This window comes from Mycobacterium sp. 360MFTsu5.1 (assembly GCF_000383495.1).
GTDB classification, from domain to species: domain Bacteria; phylum Actinomycetota; class Actinomycetes; order Mycobacteriales; family Mycobacteriaceae; genus Mycobacterium; species Mycobacterium mucogenicum_B.
In genome coordinates, this window is the sequence record NZ_KB911462.1 from 155,832 (window position 1) to 174,005 (window position 18,174).

General features: G+C 67.6%; 19 protein-coding genes. 10 read left to right on the top strand and 9 right to left on the bottom strand.

Features of this window, described 5'->3' with window-relative positions:
* The first annotated feature begins 89 nt into the window (after window positions 1-89).
* The 4 genes from H289_RS0100870 (at window position 90) to H289_RS0100885 (ending at window position 5,916) form a co-directional block, all read left to right on the top strand.
* Window positions 90-1,112 carry an alpha/beta hydrolase gene (locus tag H289_RS0100870; protein ID WP_020098860.1) on the top strand — a complete coding sequence of 341 codons (1,023 nt, stop codon included), beginning with the start codon at window positions 90-92 and terminating at the stop codon, window positions 1,110-1,112.
* Between the two features lie 85 nt (window positions 1,113-1,197).
* Window positions 1,198-2,334: an alkene reductase gene (locus H289_RS0100875; RefSeq protein WP_020098861.1), complete on the top strand. Its 1,137-nt coding sequence runs from the start codon at window positions 1,198-1,200 to the stop codon at window positions 2,332-2,334.
* Window positions 2,335-2,541: 207 nt separating this feature from the next.
* Entirely contained in the window at window positions 2,542-3,753 is a 1,212-nt protein-coding gene (locus H289_RS0100880) for an acetyl-CoA C-acetyltransferase (RefSeq protein WP_020098862.1), read from the top strand.
* Between the two features lie 15 nt (window positions 3,754-3,768).
* Window positions 3,769-5,916 carry a 3-hydroxyacyl-CoA dehydrogenase NAD-binding domain-containing protein gene (locus H289_RS0100885; RefSeq protein WP_020098863.1) on the top strand — a complete coding sequence of 716 codons (2,148 nt, stop codon included), beginning with the start codon at window positions 3,769-3,771 and terminating at the stop codon, window positions 5,914-5,916.
* A gap of 87 nt (window positions 5,917-6,003) precedes the next feature.
* Here the strand turns inward: H289_RS0100885 and H289_RS0100890 are convergent, their stop codons facing one another.
* The 6 genes from H289_RS0100890 to H289_RS0100915 all read right to left on the bottom strand — a co-directional run bounded on the left by H289_RS0100890 (window position 6,004) and on the right by H289_RS0100915 (window position 10,013).
* Complete coding sequence (locus H289_RS0100890; RefSeq protein ID WP_020098864.1) at window positions 6,004-6,603, bottom strand: MarR family winged helix-turn-helix transcriptional regulator; 600 nt, start codon at window positions 6,601-6,603, stop codon at window positions 6,004-6,006.
* A gap of 195 nt (window positions 6,604-6,798) precedes the next feature.
* The gene (locus H289_RS0100895) at window positions 6,799-7,236 is read right to left on the bottom strand and encodes a TIGR03618 family F420-dependent PPOX class oxidoreductase (RefSeq protein WP_020098865.1); all 438 of its coding nucleotides are present in this window, start codon (window positions 7,234-7,236) and stop codon (window positions 6,799-6,801) included.
* Window positions 7,237-7,243: 7 nt separating this feature from the next.
* Window positions 7,244-7,666 carry a PPOX class F420-dependent oxidoreductase gene (locus tag H289_RS0100900; protein ID WP_020098866.1) on the bottom strand — a complete coding sequence of 141 codons (423 nt, stop codon included), beginning with the start codon at window positions 7,664-7,666 and terminating at the stop codon, window positions 7,244-7,246.
* Between the two features lie 59 nt (window positions 7,667-7,725).
* Window positions 7,726-8,337 carry a class I SAM-dependent methyltransferase gene (locus H289_RS0100905; protein ID WP_020098867.1) on the bottom strand — a complete coding sequence of 204 codons (612 nt, stop codon included), beginning with the start codon at window positions 8,335-8,337 and terminating at the stop codon, window positions 7,726-7,728.
* Between the two features lie 4 nt (window positions 8,338-8,341).
* Window positions 8,342-8,767 carry a pyridoxamine 5'-phosphate oxidase family protein gene (locus H289_RS0100910; RefSeq protein WP_020098868.1) on the bottom strand — a complete coding sequence of 142 codons (426 nt, stop codon included), beginning with the start codon at window positions 8,765-8,767 and terminating at the stop codon, window positions 8,342-8,344.
* A gap of 58 nt (window positions 8,768-8,825) precedes the next feature.
* Window positions 8,826-10,013, bottom strand: a complete 1,188-nt coding sequence (locus H289_RS0100915; RefSeq protein WP_020098869.1) for an FAD-dependent monooxygenase — start codon at window positions 10,011-10,013, stop codon at window positions 8,826-8,828.
* 81 nt (window positions 10,014-10,094) lie between these two features.
* Between H289_RS0100915 and H289_RS0100920 the strand changes: the two genes are divergently transcribed.
* Together H289_RS0100920 and H289_RS0100925 are read left to right on the top strand one after the other, a co-directional pair.
* Window positions 10,095-10,646: a TetR/AcrR family transcriptional regulator gene (locus H289_RS0100920; RefSeq protein WP_020098870.1), complete on the top strand. Its 552-nt coding sequence runs from the start codon at window positions 10,095-10,097 to the stop codon at window positions 10,644-10,646.
* Between the two features lie 121 nt (window positions 10,647-10,767).
* Window positions 10,768-11,784, top strand: coding sequence for a VWA domain-containing protein (locus H289_RS0100925; RefSeq protein ID WP_020098871.1), 1,017 nt, complete (start codon window positions 10,768-10,770; stop codon window positions 11,782-11,784).
* Here the strand turns inward: H289_RS0100925 and H289_RS0100930 are convergent, their stop codons facing one another.
* Window positions 11,785-12,090, bottom strand: a complete 306-nt coding sequence (locus H289_RS0100930; RefSeq protein WP_020098872.1) for a type VII secretion target — start codon at window positions 12,088-12,090, stop codon at window positions 11,785-11,787.
* 92 nt (window positions 12,091-12,182) lie between these two features.
* Here H289_RS0100930 and H289_RS0100935 point away from each other — a divergent pair, with 92 nt between their 5' ends.
* From H289_RS0100935 to H289_RS0100950, 4 genes are all read left to right on the top strand, one after another.
* On the top strand, window positions 12,183-13,175 hold the full coding sequence (locus tag H289_RS0100935; protein ID WP_020098873.1) for an LLM class F420-dependent oxidoreductase: 993 nt from the start codon (window positions 12,183-12,185) through the stop codon (window positions 13,173-13,175).
* A 5-nt stretch (window positions 13,176-13,180) separates the two neighbouring features.
* Window positions 13,181-13,903, top strand: a complete 723-nt coding sequence (locus H289_RS0100940) for a YqjF family protein (RefSeq protein ID WP_020098874.1) — start codon at window positions 13,181-13,183, stop codon at window positions 13,901-13,903.
* 95 nt (window positions 13,904-13,998) lie between these two features.
* The gene (locus H289_RS0100945) at window positions 13,999-14,373 is read left to right on the top strand and encodes a hypothetical protein (protein WP_155943980.1); all 375 of its coding nucleotides are present in this window, start codon (window positions 13,999-14,001) and stop codon (window positions 14,371-14,373) included.
* A gap of 47 nt (window positions 14,374-14,420) precedes the next feature.
* On the top strand, window positions 14,421-14,759 hold the full coding sequence (locus H289_RS0100950) for a cupin domain-containing protein (protein WP_020098876.1): 339 nt from the start codon (window positions 14,421-14,423) through the stop codon (window positions 14,757-14,759).
* On the opposite strand, the gene H289_RS0100955 is transcribed toward H289_RS0100950, so the two are convergent.
* Together H289_RS0100955 and H289_RS0100960 are read right to left on the bottom strand one after the other, a co-directional pair.
* Window positions 14,740-16,335: a GMC family oxidoreductase gene (locus H289_RS0100955; protein WP_020098877.1), complete on the bottom strand. Its 1,596-nt coding sequence runs from the start codon at window positions 16,333-16,335 to the stop codon at window positions 14,740-14,742. The genes H289_RS0100950 and H289_RS0100955 overlap by 20 nt on opposite strands.
* 79 nt (window positions 16,336-16,414) lie before the next feature.
* Window positions 16,415-18,064, bottom strand: a complete 1,650-nt coding sequence (locus H289_RS0100960; RefSeq protein WP_020098878.1) for a DNA repair helicase XPB — start codon at window positions 18,062-18,064, stop codon at window positions 16,415-16,417.
* Window positions 18,065-18,174: the final 110 nt, after the last annotated feature.

Sequence of the window (18,174 nt, forward strand, 5' to 3'; positions counted from 1 at the left end):
TGCCGACGCGATCTCAGCATGTCGAGCCCGAGTCGGTCTCAGGGGAGCTGATCTAGTCTCGGCAGAGCAATGTCGCACAAGGAGGCCCGATGACCAGCGCCGAACGGATCGACGATCCCGCCGAGAACCCGGTGCCGGACACCGGCACATACGCCGGCCCGGAGTGGATGGGCAAGGCCAACTGGCACTCGGTCGCCGAGTCGTACCTGCTGCGGGCCGTGAAGCCGCTGCTGTTCCTGCTGACCAAGCTCATGCTGGCCATCAACAGGCGGTTCCCGCAGGCCCTGCTGGACCGCGCGTACGACGGTTCCGAGCGGGTGACCAACTGGATGCCCGCGGTGCGTGGGTCGCGCACCGAAAAGGTCGAGCTGCCGAACTGCCCGGCCGAATGGGTCTGGAACGAGACCACCCCGCCGGTCGACGGCCGCGTCATCGTCTACTTCCACGGCTCGGCGTTCATCGCGCTCGGCATCAACAGCCACCGGCCGATGGTGAGCCACATCGCCCGCGACAGCCGCGCGCGGGCCTTGAGCGTCGGGTACCGGCTCTGCCCGCGCAACCTCGTCGAGGACGCGGTCGAGGACGGCGTCGACGCCTACCGCTACGTGCTGGCGCAGGGCGTGAAGCCCGAGAACATCGTCCTGGCCGGTGACTCGGCGGGCGGCTTCATCGCGGCCATGACGGCCGTGACGGTGCGCGACCTGGGCATGGCGCCGCCCGCCGGCTGCGTGCTCCTGTCCGCGGCCACCGACAGCGACATGACGCCGAAATACGAAGCGGCCGCCCGTGTTCCGGACGCCATGTTCCCGGTCGACTTCCTCCGGATGATCAGCGAGGTCTTCCTGCTGCGCAACGGCGGGCGCGAAGCGACCCCGTCCCCGGTCGACGCCGACCTGCGCGGCCTCGGCCCGTTCCTGCTGCAGGTGGGGTCCGAAGAGGCGTTGCGCCCCGACTCGGAGCTGATGGCCGAGCGGCTCGCCGCGGCGGGAGTGCCGGTGCGCCTGCAGGTCTTCGACCGCGCCGTCCACGTCTTCCAGGCCTTCGCCTTCTCGAACCCCGACGCCCGTCGTGCGGTCGGTGAGGTCGCCGAGTTCGTGAAGTCCGTCGCCTGATTCCGCCGAGTGTCGGCTCGTGTTCGAGGATCCGCGAAATCGTCGAACACGAGCCAACATTCGATGCGGTTGACCACAGCCGGGAATGAACCGGCGCCGTGCGGCGGTTGCCTACTCCGTGACTGCCGCACCCTTCCGTCTTTCGCCCGACGCCGCACTGCTCAAGCCAGTTCAGGTCGGAGACACGCTGGCCACCAACCGTCTGTTCATGGCGCCGCTCACCCGGTCGCGGGCCGACGCCGACGGCACCCCCTCGGACCTGGCGGCCGAGTACTACTCGCAGCGCGCCGCCGCGGGGATCATCATCTCCGAGGCCACGGCCGTCTCACGGAGCGCCAACGGCGCCTACATGAACACCCCCGGCATCTACACCGACGGGCACCAGGCGAAGTGGGCCGAGATCGCGCAGGCCGTCCACGAAGCCGGCGGCAAGATGTTCGTGCAGTTGTGGCACGTCGGGCGCATGGCGCATTCGGAGATCAGCGGTGGCCGGCCGGTCGCGCCGTCGGCCATCGCCGCCGACATGGTCACCCACACCCCTTCGGGTAAGAAGCCTCTGGAGATCCCGCGGGCGCTCGACATCGATGAGCTCCCCGGGATCGTCGCCGACTTCCGTGCCGCCGCGCGCCGCGCGGTCGACGCCGGGATGGACGGTGTGGAGATTCACGGCGCCAACGGTTACCTGTTGCACGAGTTCGCGTCCGATGTGGTCAACCAGCGCACCGACGCGTACGGCGGATCGCCGGAGAACCGGGCCCGGCTGACCGCCGAGGTCGTCGAAGCCGTCGTGGCCGAGATCGGCGCCGGCCGCGTCGGATTGCGGATATCCCCCGGAAACCCCGCCGGCGACATGCATGAGAACGACGCGTTCAGCACTTACGAGGCCCTGCTGAACCGGATCGACCCGCTCGGCATCGCCTACCTGCACGTCGTCGTCGACCCCACCGCCGACCTGTTCGGCGCCATTCGCGCGCTGTGGTCGGGCACCTTCGTGCTGAATACGGGCCGGGGCTCGGGCACCGATTTCTGCCAGCTCAACAGCTTCGTCGATCTGGGCGCCATCAGTGCCGCCGCGGTCGGGCGGTCCTTCCTGGCCAATCCCGACCTGGTCGACCGGCTGGTCCTGGGGGCCGAGCTCAACGAGCCGGACGTGGCGACGTTCTACGCGCCGGGACCCGTCGGCTACACCGACTATCCGTTCCTCACCGAGGCTGTCGCCTAACTCCAGGCGCAGCGGCCACTCGTTGGCCAAGGGCCACTTATTGCACGTCAGGATCATGCGGACGTGCGGTAGGTGGCCTTTTGCGTTGGTCTGGTCACTCTCCCAACCACCTGGTTGGGAGGGCCTGTTACGCTTCCGTGCAGGGGACCGTCTACTCACGGGTAGCCGAACCCACAACCCCATCTCAATAGGACCTGGAGCAAACACATGTCCGAAGAAGCCTTCATCTATGAGGCCATTCGCACGCCCCGTGGCAAGCAGCGCAACGGTGCACTGAACGAGGTCAAGCCGGTCAACCTGATCGTCGGCCTGATCGACGAAATGCGTCGTCGCAATCCCGATCTAGACGAGAACCTGATCAGCGACGTCATCATGGGCGTCGTCTCGCCCGTCGGTGACCAGGGCGGCGACATCGCCCGCACCGCCGCGCTCGTGGCCAAGCTGCCCGAGACCACCGGTGGTTTCCAGCTCAACCGCTTCTGCGCCTCCGGCCTGGAGGCCGTGAACCTGGCCGCCCAGAAGGTCCGTTCCGGCTGGGACGACCTGGTGTACGCCGGTGGCGTCGAGTCCATGAGCCGCGTCCCGATGGGTTCGGACGGCGGCGCGTGGGCCGGTGACCCCGAGACCAACTACCGCATCGGCTTCGTCCCGCAGGGCATCGGCGCCGACCTGATCGCCACCATCGAGGGCTTCTCGCGCGAGGACGTCGACGCCTACGCGGTGCGCTCGCAGGAGAAGGCCGCCGCAGCGTGGTCGGGCGGCTACTTCGCCAAGTCGGTCATCCCTGTCAAGGACCAGAACGGCCTGACCATCCTCGACCACGACGAGCACATGCGTCCGGGCACCACCCTGGAGAGCCTGGCCAAGCTGAACTCCGCGTTCGCGGGCCTGGGCGCCATGGGCGGCTTCGACGACGTGGCGCTGCAGAAGTACCACTACGTCGAGAAGATCGACCACGTCCACCACGGTGGCAACAGCTCGGGCATCGTCGACGGCGCCGCCCTGGTGCTGATCGGTAGCGAGGCCGCCGGCAAGTCGCAGAACCTGACCCCGCGCGCCCGCATCGTGGCCACCGCCACCAGCGGTGCCGACCCGGTCATCATGCTGACCGGCCCGACCCCGGCCACCAAGAAGGTCCTGGACCGCGCCGGCCTGACGGTCGACGACATCGACCTGTTCGAAATCAACGAGGCCTTCGCTTCGGTGGTGCTCAAGTTCCAGAAGGACCTGAACATCCCGGACGAGAAGCTGAACGTCAACGGTGGCGCCATCGCGATGGGCCACCCGCTGGGCGCCACCGGCGCCATGATCACCGGAACCATGGTCGACGAGCTCGAGCGCCGCGGCGCCAAGCGTGCCCTCATCACGCTGTGTATCGGCGGCGGCATGGGCGTGGCCACCATCATCGAGCGCGTCTAGGGAGATTGAAAGAACATGGCTGAGAAGACAATTCAGTGGGACAAGGATGCCGACGGCATCGTCACCCTGACCATGGACGACCCCACGGGTTCGGCCAACGTCATGAACGAGCACTACAAGGAGTCGATGCACTACGCGGTGCAGAGCCTGCTCGCCGAGAAGGACTCCATCACCGGTGTCGTCATCACCAGCGCGAAGAAGACCTTCTTCGCCGGCGGTGACCTCAAGGGCATGATGCAGATCGGCCCCGACGACGCCGGCGAGGCGTTCGCCATGGTCGAGGACATCAAGGCCGACCTGCGCGCCCTGGAGACCCTGGGCAAGCCCGTCGTCGCCGCCATCAACGGCGCCGCCCTCGGTGGCGGCCTGGAGATCGCGCTGGCGTGCCATCACCGCATCGCGGCGGACGTCCGCGGCAGCCAGATCGGCCTGCCCGAGGTCACCCTGGGTCTGCTGCCCGGCGGTGGCGGCGTCGCCCGCACCGTGCGCATGTTCGGCATCCAGAAGGCCTTCATGGAGGTCCTGAGCCAGGGCACCCGCTTCACCCCGGCCAAGGCGCAGGCCACCGGCCTGGTCGACGAGCTCGTCGACACCGTCGAGGAACTGATCCCGGCCGCCAAGGCATGGATCAAGGCCAACCCCGAGGGTGGCGTGCAGCCGTGGGACGTCAAGGGCTACAAGATGCCCGGTGGCACCCCGTCGAGCCCGGGCCTGGCCGGCATCCTGCCGTCGTTCCCGGCGCTACTGAAGAAGCAGCTCAAGGGTGCCCCGATGCCCGCGCCGCGCGCCATCCTCGATGCCGCCGTCGAGGGTGCGCAGGTCGACTTCGACACCGCGTCGCGCATCGAGAGCCGCTACTTCACCAGCCTGGTCACCGGCCAGACCGCGAAGAACATGATCCAGGCGTTCTTCCTGGACCTGCAGGCCATCAACGGTGGCGCCTCGCGTCCCGAGGGCATCGCCAAGCAGGACATCAAGAAGATCGGCGTGCTGGGCGCGGGCATGATGGGCGCCGGTATCGCCTACGTGTCGGCCAAGGCCGGCTACGAGGTCGTCCTCAAGGACGTCACGCAGGAAGCCGCTGACAAGGGCAAGAACTACTCCGAGAAGATCGAGGCCAAGGCGCTCGAGCGTGGCAAGACCACGCAGGAGAAGTCCGACGCGCTGCTGGCCCGCATCACCCCGACCGCGGACCCGCAGGACCTCAAGGGCGTCGACTTCGTCATCGAGGCCGTGTTCGAGAACCAGGAACTCAAGCACAAGGTGTTCCAGGAGATCGAGGACATCGTCGAGCCCAACGCGCTGCTCGGCTCGAACACCTCCACCCTGCCGATCACCGGTCTGGCGACCGGCGTGAAGCGCCAGGAGGACTTCATCGGTATCCACTTCTTCTCGCCCGTCGACAAGATGCCGCTGGTGGAGATCATCAAGGGTGAGAAGACCTCCGACGAGGCGCTGGCCCGGGTGTTCGACTACACCCTCGCCATCAAGAAGACCCCGATCGTCGTCAACGACAGCCGCGGCTTCTTCACCTCCCGCGTCATCGGCACCTTCGTCAACGAGGCGCTGGCCATGCTGGGCGAGGGCGTTGCGCCCGCGTCCATCGAGCAGGCCGGTTCGCAGGCCGGTTACCCGGCTGCGCCGCTGCAGCTTTCGGATGAGCTCAACCTGGAGCTCATGCACAAGATCGCTGTCGCCACCAAGGAAGGCGTCGAGGCTGCCGGTGGCACCCACGTGGCGCACCCGGCCGAGGCTGTCGTCGAGAAGATGATCGAGCTCGGTCGTCCGTCGCGCCTGAAGGGCGCGGGCTTCTACGAGTACGTCGACGGCAAGCGCACCCAGCTGTGGCCGGGGCTGAAGGAAGCCTTCAACTCGGGTTCGACCGAACTGCCGCTGCAGGACATGATCGACCGCATGCTGTTCGCCGAGGCGCTGGAGACCCAGAAGTGCATCGACGAGGGCGTGCTGACCTCGACCGCTGACGCGAACATCGGCTCGATCATGGGTATCGGCTTCCCGCCGTACACCGGTGGTTCGGCGCAGTTCATCGTCGGCTACCAGGGCGAGCTGGGCGTCGGCAAGGAGGCCTTCGTGGCCCGGGCCAAGGAGCTGGCCGCCAAGTACGGCGACCGCTTCCTGCCGCCGGCGTCGCTGGAGAGCTAGCCTCTAGCACCACCAAAAACCCCCAAATCCCAAGGGATTTGGGGGTTTTTGCGTTGGTGGATGACGCGGCTGCACGGTGGTGGCTGCTCAGGCGCGGGAGTCTGTCGCCTGGGGTGCCTTCACGTGAATCCACAGTTTGTCGAGGATGCGCTGCAGGTCCCGGCGCTCGCGCTCGCTCAACACATCGATGAGCTCGCCGCACGCCTGCTCGAATACCGGAAGCGCTTCGGCGACAAGCTTTTCCCCTTCGGGTGTGATGCGGACCGGTGTGCTGCGGCGGTCGGTGGCATGCCGGGTCCGTGTGACCAGCTTCCGCTTCTCCAGCCAGTCGATGAGACCGGTGGCGCTGGCCTTGGTGATGCCGAAGTACTCGGCGATCCCGCTGGGGGTCTGGCGCACCGTCCATTCGTCTTCTGGTTGGGCGAGCTGTGCCGCGAAGATCGTCAGGATATCGAGTTTGGCTTCCGAGATGTTGACGCGTTCGAGCTTCCGATTCACCGCGGCGATGACGTCGTCGGCCAACCACAGCAGGGACAACCCCAGCCGGGCCGCACTGACGTCCTTCGCCGGATCGGCACCCTTCATGAGGTTGAGCGCAGGCCGCATGGCCTCCGGCGCCGTGAGTTTGACCCGGGCGGCCGAGAGGCCGCGACGAACGGTGGCGGTGCTGATCTGTGGCCGGCCCATGCCGGCAGTTTAGAAACCTGACAGTAAGGCAACCGAACCGAGTCTTGTCGTGCCATCCCGACAGCGGGTCAGCGAAGTCTCCACCCAGGGCGGATGTCGCACGGGCACAACAAGTTTGGCTGGATACGGGAAACCTGTGCGTCTGTCGCCGGGCGGCCGTCGCCGACCGCTTCCGGTGCGCGGCGGGTTTCGAGGTCAGCGCGCGGGGTTCGAGTACACCCGCGTCGGTGAGATGAGCACCGCGGCACGGCCCTCGTCTCGCATGACGCGGTCGTAGGTGTCCCAGTCGTCATGGGTGCCGCCCGCGGCGGTAAAGATGTTGCGCAACAACACCCTCAGGGTCTCGGCGTCGGTGTCGTCAGGCCCGATGACCTCCGCCGTTCCCTCGACCGTCAGCCACTGCCACCCCGCGTGCGCGACGACCGAGGTGCGCGGATCGGCGCGCAGATTGCGCAGCTTGCGGGTGGACCCGATGGCGACGAGCGCGACGACCGGTGCCCCGGTCGTCGGATGCGGCAGCACGCCGGCATTGACCACCGAGGACTGGATGCTGCCGTCACCGCGCAGGGTGTTCAGCACCACCAGCCCGTGATCACGCGCGGACAGCTCGGCGAATGCAGTCAGGTCGGTCATGGTGTCCTCACTCCGCCACGTCAAATGCGGCAATGACTTTCGTCGGTTTGACCCGGACCACGAGTTCACCCGGGACGGCGTTGCGGCGGCCGTATTCCTCGGCGCGGTCGGCGCCCATATAGCGGCCGCCGGTACGGGTGGCGATGTCGAGAAGCTCGTCGGGCTCCTCGCTGATCGCCGCGACGCCCTGAATTTGGACGAACGCATAGGGCGGGGACGTGTCGTCGACGCACAGCACCACGCGTGGGTCGCGGGCCAGCGCCCGACCCTTGGCGGTGTCCTTGCCGGTGTTGAACACCAGCTCGCCGCCATCCACCACGAACCACACGGGTGCGGCCAGCGGCCGGCCGTCAGCCGCCACCCAGCCGAGCACCGCGGTACGTGTGCCCTCGGACAGAAACGCGATCACATCGTCGGAAAGTTCGCCCATGTGGCCACGCTACGCCCGGCGACCGACGGCCGGATGCCGGGCAGTCTGGCCGCAAAACTTCAGGTGCGCCGCCGCTGGAACAGGTAGTACCGCGCCGGGTTCTTGCCGTTGTGATCCAAGCCGGGTTCGTCACCGCTGTCGAGCAGCGTCCACCCGAGCGCGAAGCGCCGCTCCACTTCGGCCGGATCGATCCCGGGCACCCCGAACGAGGCGCCCGGCACGAACGCGACGATCAGCAGGCGCGCGTCCGCCGCCGCGACCGCCGTCACCTCGCCGACGTAGGCGTCGCGGTCGTCGGCGCTCATGCCGTGCAGGCACCCGTTGTCGACGATCAGCGCGAAGTCGGCGCCGATGCCCTGGCCCGTCAGCCGGGTGGCGTCGGCCTGGTCGAACCGCACCGCGCCCGACGCCGAGGCGTCCCGCTTCGCGGCTTTCGCGCGCGCCTTCTGGACTGCGGTCGCGACGTAGTCGATGCCGGTGACGTCCCAGCCGAGTCCGGCCAGATACAACGCGTTGTCGCCGGTGCCGCAACCGATGTCGAGTGCGGTGCCCGGCGTCAGGGCATTGTCACCCTCGACCAGCTCACGCAGGCTGTTGGCTAGTGGATGCCCGTCCCACGGGGTAAATCCGAGCCGGTAGAAGACCCGGAACAGACGCTGTCGGGACGACATGGCATCACAGCGCCCCGAGGTCGGCCGACAGCCAGTGCTTCGGGTCGACGGTGACGGTCACGCTGGGGCCGTGCTCGCGCCGGGCGATCTCGAGGTAGGCCGGGGCCTTCTCCTTACCGAGGTAGCGCTCGGCCATCTCGACCAGCTGCTCATCGGTGCCGGTCTCGATGCTGAGCACCGGGCCGTCGACCGCGACGTAGCGGACTGTCGGCTCGAGCCGCTCGGCCATCAGCGACACGTGCCCGGCCGCCTGGATCAGCTTGTGCTTGCGGGAGTCGAGACCGGTGAGCAGCCACAGCTTGCCGCCGGGGCTGTACTGGTACCAGATCGGCACCGTCAGGGGACCGCGGTCCGGGCCGGCGTTGACCGACAGCGCCCCGATGTGTGGTTCGGCCAGAAATTCTTCGCGTTCATCCTTGGAAAGGGCCATGAATCCAACGTAGCGAAAATGGGTGACACCGCAGCGGCTTCGGCCACACGCGTAGACGTCAGTCCGGCAGCGGCATGGTGTCGTACAGCCGGACGCCCTTCTCGTTGAGCCGGGCCAGCCGTTGCGTCAGGCCCCTGGGCAACACCGATATGGTCCGCGCGACGCCGAGGAGTGCCCTTGCGCCCCAAGCAGATCCCGGCACGATGGTTCTGGCGTTGACCTGCGCCATGGTGCGGCTGCCGGCCACCGGTGCGGCCATGGTCCGTTCGTAGGCGGCGAACGCGGCAGTGTGATCGCCGCGAGCCGCGGTCAAGGCATGTGCCAGGACGTACGCGCCGTACACCGCGAGGCTGGTGCTGCCGCCGACTCCCGGACCGGGGCAGTACCCGGCGTCCCCGACCAGCGTGACGCGTCCCCGCGACCAGGTACTCATCTCCAGTTGGGTGATGGCGTCGAAGTAGAACGCCGGCGTATGGTCCATCTCCCGCAGCCAGTGGTCGACTTCGGGGACCAGGCCGGCGAACGCCGCGTGCAAGTGGCGCTGCTGCGCGGCGACGTCGCGGTAGTGGTAGTCCAGCGGCGCATCGGTGCGGAACATGAACACCGCTCGGGCGTCCTCGAGATGGTCGGCGCTGTACACCATGGCGATCTTCCGCGGCGCCAGGTAGCCGCTCATCTCACCTTTGGGCGCAAGCATTTTCGGCACCGACACCACCGCCAGATAGCCGCCGAGAAACCGTTCTCTGGCCACATCACCGAAGGTCAGCTGCCGGACCCCCGAGTGCAGGCCGTCGGCGCCGATCACCAGGTCGAACCGCTCGGGAGTGCCGTGCTCGAACGTCACCTCGCCGGCGTCGGTGATGGACGTGATCTGGTCCCCGAAGCGGAACTCGGCGTCGTCACGGACGGCGTCGTAGTACGCCTGGCTGAGGTCGTCGCGCATGATCTCGACGTGCCGGTCGGACATGGCCGCGATGAGTTTGACGTAGTCGATGCTGTTCCACCGGTTCTTGGGCGGACGGTTGAGCGAGAGGATCGTGGTCCCGGTGGCGCGGGCCTCGATCCGGTCCAGAACGCCCATGCGTTCGGAGATTTCCATGGCCGGCCGGAAGAGGTCGACGGCATGACCACCGGTCTTGCGCAGGGCCGGCGCGCGTTCGACCACCGTCACGTCGAATCCGTTGCGGGACAGCCAGTAGGCCAGGACCGGTCCGGCGATGCTGGCGCCAGAGATGAGCACCTTCATGGATTCCTCCGCATTTACTTAACGGTCGGTAAGTGGATGTCGGGTCAGCTTACCGCCCGTTAAGTAAGTTAGGGTGGCCACGTGGCGAGAACCCCGTCCGAGACCCGCACGCGCATCCAGGATGTGGCGCGCGAGCTATTCAGTCAGAAGGGCGTGCAGCGCACCAGCCTGCAGGACATCGCCGATCAGCTCGGCATCAGTAAACCCGCGCTCTACTATCACTTCAGCTCGCGTGAGGACCTCGTGCGCAGCATCCTGCAGCCGCTGGTCGACGAGGGCGAGGAATTCGTGGCCGCCCAGGAACGCCTGCGCGGTTCGGCCCGGGCCACCCCGCGCGAGCTGTTGCAGGGCTACTTCGACTTCCACTACCGACACCGGGCCGACCTCATGCTCATCGTCACCGAGCTGACGACGCTCGCCGACCTGGGGCTGATCGACAGCATGCTGGCGTGGCGCGAGCGGCTGGGCAAGCTGGTCTTCGGGCGGCGACCCACCCTCGAACAGGCCACGCGGGCCGTCATCGCGTTCGGCGGTCTGCAGGACTGCTGCCTGCAGTTCCCGGACGTGCCGGCCGACCAGCTGAGGCGGGCGACGGTTGACGGCGCGATGGCCGCGCTCGGGCTGCCGGACTGAGGGCATTCGCGCCGACCACACCTGGTCAGGATGTCGCGCGCAGTGCCCCACACGGCGGCGTCGGTACGATTGCCCCATATCGGTCTGAGCGATCGACGCCGAACGCAACGGAGAGTGCCTGTTGGAGATCCCCTTTATCGGGCCACTGACGCTGTCCGGGTTCTCGAGCGGTTGGTTCTTCCTGTACCTGATTGCCGTCGTCGGCGCCGTCGCGATCTATCTGCTGCTGCGCAAGGCCCGTCGCAAGCGGGTGCTGCGGTTCGCCAACACCGAGCTCCTGGAGCAGGTCGTCGCGGCACGGCCGAAGACCCGGTCGCGGTGGCGTCACCTACCGGCGGTCCTGCTCGTGGTCTCGCTGGTCTTTCTCACCACCGCCATGGCCGGACCGACGCACGACATCCGGATTCCGCGTAACCGCGCCGTCGTCATGCTCGTCATCGACGTCTCCGAATCGATGATCGCGACCGACGTCAAGCCCAGCCGCATCGAGGCGGCCAAGAGCGCCGGTAAGACGTTCGTCAAAGGCCTGACCAACGGGATCAGCGTCGGCCTCGTCCAATTCTCGTCCAGCGCAACGATGCTGGTGGCCCCGACCAGCGACCACGACGTCGTGGCGCGGACCATCGACACCCTGGAGCCGTCCCCGCGCACCGCGACCGGCGAAGGCATCTTCACGGCGCTGCAGGCCATCGCCACCCTCGACGCCGTCATGGGCGGCGGTGACGGTCCACCGCCCGCGCACATCGTGCTCATGTCGGACGGTAAGGAAACCGTGCCTGCGGATCCGAACGATCCGCGCGGCGCACTGACGGCGGCGCGCGCGGCCAAAGACCAGGACGTCGTGATCTCGACCATCTCGTTCGGTACGCCGTCCGGTGTCATCACCTACGAGGGGCAGGAAGTGCCGGTCCCGACCGACGATCTGTCACTGCAGAAGATCGCGAAGGTGACCGGCGGTGAGTCGTACCGCGCCGAGACCCTCGATCAGCTGACCCGCGTGTACGCCAACCTGCAGCAGCAGATCGGCTACCAGACCATCCGTGGCGACGCCAGCGGCAGCTGGACGCGCGTCGGATTCTTCGTGCTGGTCCTGGCGCTGTTCGCGGGCCTGAAGATCAACAACCGCCTGCCGGGCTGATCAGCGTCCCGGCATCGTCTTGCCGATGGCGGTGCCCGCCGCGGCGTCGGTGCTCTGGTACTTCGTGGCCGCCGTGCGCAGTGAGTCGGCGAAGCTGGTGACGGCCTTGCCCAGGTTCTGGCAGTCGGTGTTCAGCAGCGGGCCGACGCGCTGGCAGGCGCCGCCGGACGCGAGCCCGGACATGCCGGCCGCGGCCGCGTTGAGCGGTTCTCCCGGCTTGACCTCGCCGACGGCGGAGCCGCACGACGCCATGGTGCTCGCCGCGGCCGTCAGAACCTGCGGATCGACGCGCAAATCGGGTGCCATGGTTGTCAGCCTATGCCCGCGACGTGGGGGTTCCCGACGCTGATTCGTGGAGCAGAGCTGCCCGGGGGCGCGTACCGCCTAAAGTCGGAACCATGCGCTTCGGACTGTTCATCCCGCAAGGTTGGCGACTCGATCTGGTGGGGATCGCCCCGCAGGACCAATGGCAGGTGATGCGCGACCTCGCCGCGTACGCCGACGCCGGACCCTGGGATTCGCTGTGGGTCTACGACCATTTCCACACCGTGCCGATGCCGACCTCGGAGGCCACGCACGAGGCGTGGACGCTGATGGCGGCATACGCCGCGACAACCTCGCGGATCAAGCTCGGCCAGATGTGTACCGCGATCAGCTACCGCAACCCGGCGTATCTGGCGAAGGTCGCGGCGACCACTGACATCATCTCCGGTGGCCGGGTGCAGATGGGCATCGGTGGCGGCTGGTACGAACACGAATGGCGCGCTTACGGTTACGGTTTCCCGTCGGCCGGTGTGCGGCTGGCCCGGCTCGATGAGGGCGTGCAGATCATGCGCACCGCCTGGCGTGACGGTGTGGTGAGCTTCGACGGCAAGCACTACCAGGTCGATGGCGCCATCGTGCAGCCCAAACCGTTGCAGGACAAAGGCATTCCGCTGTGGATCGCGGGTGGCGGTGAGAAGGTGACGCTCAAGATCGCCGCGAAGTACGCGCAGTACACCAACTTCACCTCCGAGCCCGCCGGCTTCGCGCACAAATCCGAAGTGCTGCAACAGCATTGCCGCGAGGTCGGTACCGACTACGACGGCATCGTCCGCTCGGCCAACTTCAACGTGGTGATCGGGGAGTCCGAGGCGGACGTCGCCGCGCGCATCGCGCGCATCCGGGAGCGTCAGGTCACCGTCGCGCACGAGGGTGCGGTCGACGCGATGGTCAAGAACCTGACATCACCCGATTCCGCTTGCGGCACAACCGAACAGGTCATCGAGACCTTGCGGAAGATCAAGGATCTCGGCAGCGAGTACGCCATCTTGTACTTCCCGGAGGCCGCCTACGACAGGTCGAGCATCGAGGCGTTCGAGCGGGACGTCATCCCCGCGCTCAGTGACTAGCCGCCATGGACGGGTTTCTGGTCGACGCACCGCCGCTGCGGCCGCCGGTGTGGGTCGAACAGTTCTGGGGTGACCTCACGTTCCTGCACTGGCCCGTCGACCCGGCGAGCATCGCGCACCTGTATCCGCCCGGCACCGCGCCGGACGTCTTCTCCGACGGGCTGACGTACGTCGGCCTGGTGCCATTCGTCATGCACCGCTCGGCGGTGGCCGGCCGCGTGCCGTTGCCCTATTTCGGGGCCTTCGCCGAAACCAATGTGCGGCTGTATTCGGTGGACGCCGCGGGCCGGCACGGGGTGCTGTTCCGGTCGCTGGAGACGACGCGGCTGGCCGTCGTCGGGGCGACCCGCCTCGGCATGGGGGTGCCCTATACCTGGGCCAAACTGCGCGTCACCCGCACCGGTGACCGGATCACCTACGTGGGCACGCGCCGCTGGCCCGAGCGGGGTCTGCGGACCCTGGCGGAGCTCGCGATCGGTGCGCCTGTCGACCCCACACCCTTGGAGGTGTGGCTGACGGCCCGCTGGGGTGCGCACACCCGCAAGGCCGGCCGGACGTGGTGGGTGCCCAACGAGCACCCGACCTGGCCGCTGCGACGGGCCGAGGTGGTCGAGCTGACCGACGATCTGGTGCCCGCCAGTGGAGTGGTGCCGGTGGGGCCGCCGTTGCGCGCGTTGTTCTCGCCGGGGGTGCAGGCCCGCTTCGGGCGGCCCACCGCGCTCCGTTGAGCCTTTCCTCGAAGGTGTCCGGTTCTGGTCCGGAAGATGAACGGCTGGTAGCGCAAAGGTGCAGTCTCGGTGATCATTGCGCCATGTTGCCGACGATGCGCGAAACCGGACGCCGAGCCGTCCCGGTGCCGATCCCTTCCAATGCCACGGCCACCCGGCGCACGGTGCGCCCCGGTGCCGTCGGTGGGCGGTCGCGGTTCGAGGCCGAGTCCAGGCCCGCCCACCGCGCAGACCTGGCGCAATCGCGGCTGTTCGCGGCACTGCTGCTCGACGAGATCGCCGATCTGGAAGACCAGATGACGGTGTTGGAGCGGCGAACCCGGCGCGCTCAGGCCACCGCGCAGACGGGGGCGGAGTCCCCGACGGACGCTCTGCTCGCACTGCGCCGGAGGGTCCTGGAAGTGCAGCGGATGCTCGATGCACTGCGTCGTCGCTTCCCCGGCGAGGGGGATTCGCTGCGCGTGATTTAAACCGCCAAACGGTTCCGGCGGGCATTGCTGAAGCGGATATTTGAGGCATGGAGAAAATCTCGCTGACCGCGCTGGCCCGCCAGCATCTGGACATCGCGCGCGATGGAAACGGCGGGCGCAGCGCTCACACGGTCTTCGGCGGCCACGAGCATGCATTGCGGCAGACGCTGATCGCTCTCGCCGACGGCAACGAGTTGGGCGAGCATGAGAGCCCCGGCGAGGCCACGCTTCAGGTACTGCAGGGCCGGGTGCGCCTCGTCGCCGAACAGGCCAGCTGGGACGGTATGGCCGGCGACCATCTCATCATCCCGTCCACCCGGCACAGCCTGAAGGCGCTCGCCGACTCGGTGGTGCTGCTGACCGTCGTCAAACAGCCGGCGCGTTAGCCGGAATGAACGTCATCGCGCGCTCGGCGAGCGCGGTGATCGTCAGGCTCGGATTGGCGCCCACATTGGCCGGGACGGCCGCACCGTCGGTGACCAGAAGATTCTCGTAGCCGAAGACGTGGTTGCGGCTGTCGACGACACCGGTCTCGGGGGAGGCGCCGATCACCGCGCCGCCGAGAATGTGCGCCGTCGACGGGATCGCGAAAATACCTTCTGTCACACCGGAATACGCGACGCCACCCATTCGGCGGGCGAACCATTTCGCCGCGTCGTAGGCGGCCGGTACGAAATCGGGGTTGGGGTTGTTCGGATCCTGCTCGGTCGTGAGGGCGACGTTGCCGTTGGGGAGCCGCATCTTCACCTTCAGACGCATCGCGTTGTCGATGGACTGCATGACCAGCAGGATGATCACGCGCCGCGAGGTGTCCTTGATCTTCCAGGCCGCGAGCGCCGCCTTCGGGTTTTTCGCGGCCGCGGCCAGGAAATGCAGCGGCCGGGTGCCCCGCTTGCCCGCCTCGATCATCAGGTTGAACAGCAGCGACTGGCTGTCGCCGCCCTTGCCGTAGGTGACGACCTCGATGTGCGTGGACGGGTCGGTGTAGATGCTCGAGGTGATGGCGATCGAGTGCGTGAAGTCGTCGGGGTAGTCCTTGGGTGCCATCACCGCCATGATCGACTCGCTGTTGGTGCGCACCACATAGCCGAGCCGGTCGGAGATGTTGGGCAGTGAACCGCTGAGCTTGCAGCGCTGTAGGAGGCGGTTGGTGCCGAGCGCGCCGGCCGCGACGACGACGCCACGGGCCCGCAGCTTCTCGGTGGTGCGCTTGCCCCACGCGCCGCTCTTCTGGTGTGTCACTTCGTATCCCGCGGAACCGTCGGCGTCGAGCGGCTTGATGTCAGTGACCGCGCGCTCGCTGAAAATCTGCACGCCGAGCTTCTCGGCGAACCACAGGTAGTTCTTGCGCAACGTGTTCTTGGCGCCGTGGCGACAGCCGACCATGCACGAACCGCACTTGATGCAGCCGGTCCGGTCCGGGCCGTCGCCGCCGAAGTACGGGTCCGGCACGGTCCGGCCCGGCTTGCCGAGGAACACGCCCACGCGTGTGCGTCGGTAGGTGTCGCCGACGCCGATCGATTCGCCGTACTCCTTCAACAGCAGGTCCGCCGGTCCGTCGTCGTCATATTCGGTGACGCCGAGCATCCGCTCCGCCTCGTCGTAGTGCGGCGCGAGTTCGGTTTCCCAGTCGGCCAGGCCCTTCCACTGCGGGCTCTCGTAGAAATTCGGGAATGCCCGGTAGAGCGTGTTCGCGTAACCCAGGCTGCCGCCGCCGACGCCGCAGCCCGAGCCGATGAAGATGTCCTTGAACAGCGTCAGCCGCAGGATGCCGCGCATGCCGACCTGCGGGGCCCAGTAGTAGTTCTTGGCGTCCTTGGTCTCGTCCGCGAAGTCGGCATCCTCGAATCGGCGGCCGCATTCGAGAATCGCTACGCGATAACCCTTTTCGGCCAGCCGCAGCGCCGAGACGCTACCGCCGAAACCGGATCCGATGACCAGCCAGTCGTAGTCGTACGTCATCCGTGACCTCCGCGGGTGGGGCGAACTGCGACGAGCGTAGTCCCCGGCGGTCACGGCCGCACCTGATTGCTGGGACTCGCTAGATAGCGGGTCCCAGCAGGTCGTCGGCGTCCTTGATGACGTAGCCGTAGCCCTGTTCGGCGAGGAAGCGCTGGCGGTGCGCGGCGTACTCGGCGTCGAGGCTGTCGCGCGAGACCACCGAGTAGAACACCGCGCCGCCGCCGTCGGCCTTGGGGCGCAGCAGCCGGCCCAGGCGCTGGGCCTCCTCCTGGCGTGACCCGAACGTCCCCGAAACCTGAACGGCCACAGAGGCTTCCGGCAGGTCGATGGAGAAGTTGGCGACCTTCGACACCACCAGGGTGCGAATCTCGCCCGACCGGAACTGGTCGAACAGGGCCTCGCGTTCGGCGTTCTTGGTCGAACCCTGGATCACCGGGGCGTCCAGCTCCTGGCCGAGTTCCTCCAACTGGTCCAGGTAGGCGCCGATCACCAGGGTCGGTTCGTCGGGATGCCGGGCCAGGATCGACTTCACCACCGCGATCTTGGTGTGCGCCGTCGAGCACAGCTTGTAGCGCTCCTCGGGCTCGGCCGTCGCATACGTCATGCGCTCGTTCTCGGTCATGGTGACCCGGACCTCGACGCACTCGGCGGGCGCGATCCAGCCCTGCGCCTCGATGTCCTTCCACGGCGCGTCGTACCGCTTCGGCCCGATCAGCGAGAACACGTCGCCCTCGCGGCCGTCCTCGCGAATCAGCGTGGCGGTCAAGCCGAGTCGACGGCGGGACTGCAGATCGGCCGTCATCCGGAACACCGGCGCGGGCAGCAGGTGCACCTCGTCGTAGATGATCAGGCCCCAGTCGCGGCTGTCGAACAATTCGAGGTGCTTGTACTCGCCCTTGGTGCGGCGCGTGATGACCTGGTACGTCGCGATGGTGACGGGCCGAATCTCCTTGCGCTCGCCGGAGTATTCGCCGATCTCCTCCTCGGTCAGCGACGTGCGCGCGATCAGCTCGCGCTTCCACTGCCGGCCGGCGACGGTGTTGGTGACCAGGATCAGCGTCGTCGCGCCGGCCTTGGCCATGGCCGCCGCACCGACCATCGTCTTGCCCGCGCCACACGGCAGGACCACGACGCCGGAGCCGCCCGACCAGAACGAATCCGCGGCCAGCTCCTGGTAGTCACGCAGTTTCCAGCCGTCCTGCTCCAGCGCGATCGGGTGCGCCTCGCCGTTGACGTAACCCGCCAAATCCTCTGCGGGCCAGCCGATCTTGAGCAGCATCTGCTTGACGCGGCCGCGCTCGGACGGGTGGACGATGACGGTGTCGTCGTCGATCTGGGCCCCGAGCATCGGGGTGATCTTCTTGTTGCGCAGCACTTCGGCGAGCACCGCGCGGTCCAGGCTCACCAACGTCAGTCCGTGCGCGGGATGCTTCACCAGCTGCAGGCGCCCGTAGCGGCCCATGGTGTCGACGATGTCGACCAGCAGCGGCTGCGGCACGGCGTAGCGGGAGAAGCTGACCAGCGCGTCGACGACCTGCTCGGCATCGTGGCCCGCGGCGCGCGCGTTCCACAGCGCCAGCGGCGTGATCCGGTAGGTGTGCACGTGCTCGGGCGCACGCTCCAGCTCGGCGAACGGCGCGATCGCCGCCCGCGCCGCCCCGGCCTGCTCGTGGTCGACCTCGAGCAGCACGGTCTTGTCCGACTGGACGATCAGCGGGCCGTCAGTCATCCGCGATCCACTTCGTTGCTCGCTGCCCAGTCATGCGCCATCCACTCCATTACTCGCTCGCAGGCCATCCGATCCATTATCCAGACGCGCGCGAGTTGTCCATTTTCCCG

Coding starts and splice junctions, on each gene's coding strand:
- H289_RS0100870 (WP_020098860.1), top strand. CDS start 90: ATGACCAGCGCCGAACGGATCGACGATCCCGCCGAGAACCCGGTGCCG.
- H289_RS0100875 (WP_020098861.1), top strand. CDS start 1,198: ATGAACCGGCGCCGTGCGGCGGTTGCCTACTCCGTGACTGCCGCACCC.
- H289_RS0100880 (WP_020098862.1), top strand. CDS start 2,542: ATGTCCGAAGAAGCCTTCATCTATGAGGCCATTCGCACGCCCCGTGGC.
- H289_RS0100885 (WP_020098863.1), top strand. CDS start 3,769: ATGGCTGAGAAGACAATTCAGTGGGACAAGGATGCCGACGGCATCGTC.
- H289_RS0100890 (WP_020098864.1), bottom strand. CDS start 6,603: ATGGGCCGGCCACAGATCAGCACCGCCACCGTTCGTCGCGGCCTCTCG.
- H289_RS0100895 (WP_020098865.1), bottom strand. CDS start 7,236: ATGACCGACCTGACTGCATTCGCCGAGCTGTCCGCGCGTGATCACGGG.
- H289_RS0100900 (WP_020098866.1), bottom strand. CDS start 7,666: ATGGGCGAACTTTCCGACGATGTGATCGCGTTTCTGTCCGAGGGCACA.
- H289_RS0100905 (WP_020098867.1), bottom strand. CDS start 8,337: ATGTCGTCCCGACAGCGTCTGTTCCGGGTCTTCTACCGGCTCGGATTT.
- H289_RS0100910 (WP_020098868.1), bottom strand. CDS start 8,767: ATGGCCCTTTCCAAGGATGAACGCGAAGAATTTCTGGCCGAACCACAC.
- H289_RS0100915 (WP_020098869.1), bottom strand. CDS start 10,013: ATGAAGGTGCTCATCTCTGGCGCCAGCATCGCCGGACCGGTCCTGGCC.
- H289_RS0100930 (WP_020098872.1), bottom strand. CDS start 12,090: ATGGCACCCGATTTGCGCGTCGATCCGCAGGTTCTGACGGCCGCGGCG.
- H289_RS0100935 (WP_020098873.1), top strand. CDS start 12,183: ATGCGCTTCGGACTGTTCATCCCGCAAGGTTGGCGACTCGATCTGGTG.
- H289_RS0100940 (WP_020098874.1), top strand. CDS start 13,181: ATGGACGGGTTTCTGGTCGACGCACCGCCGCTGCGGCCGCCGGTGTGG.
- H289_RS0100945 (WP_155943980.1), top strand. CDS start 13,999: ATGCGCGAAACCGGACGCCGAGCCGTCCCGGTGCCGATCCCTTCCAAT.
- H289_RS0100950 (WP_020098876.1), top strand. CDS start 14,421: ATGGAGAAAATCTCGCTGACCGCGCTGGCCCGCCAGCATCTGGACATC.
- H289_RS0100955 (WP_020098877.1), bottom strand. CDS start 16,335: ATGACGTACGACTACGACTGGCTGGTCATCGGATCCGGTTTCGGCGGT.
- H289_RS0100960 (WP_020098878.1), bottom strand. CDS start 18,064: ATGACTGACGGCCCGCTGATCGTCCAGTCGGACAAGACCGTGCTGCTC.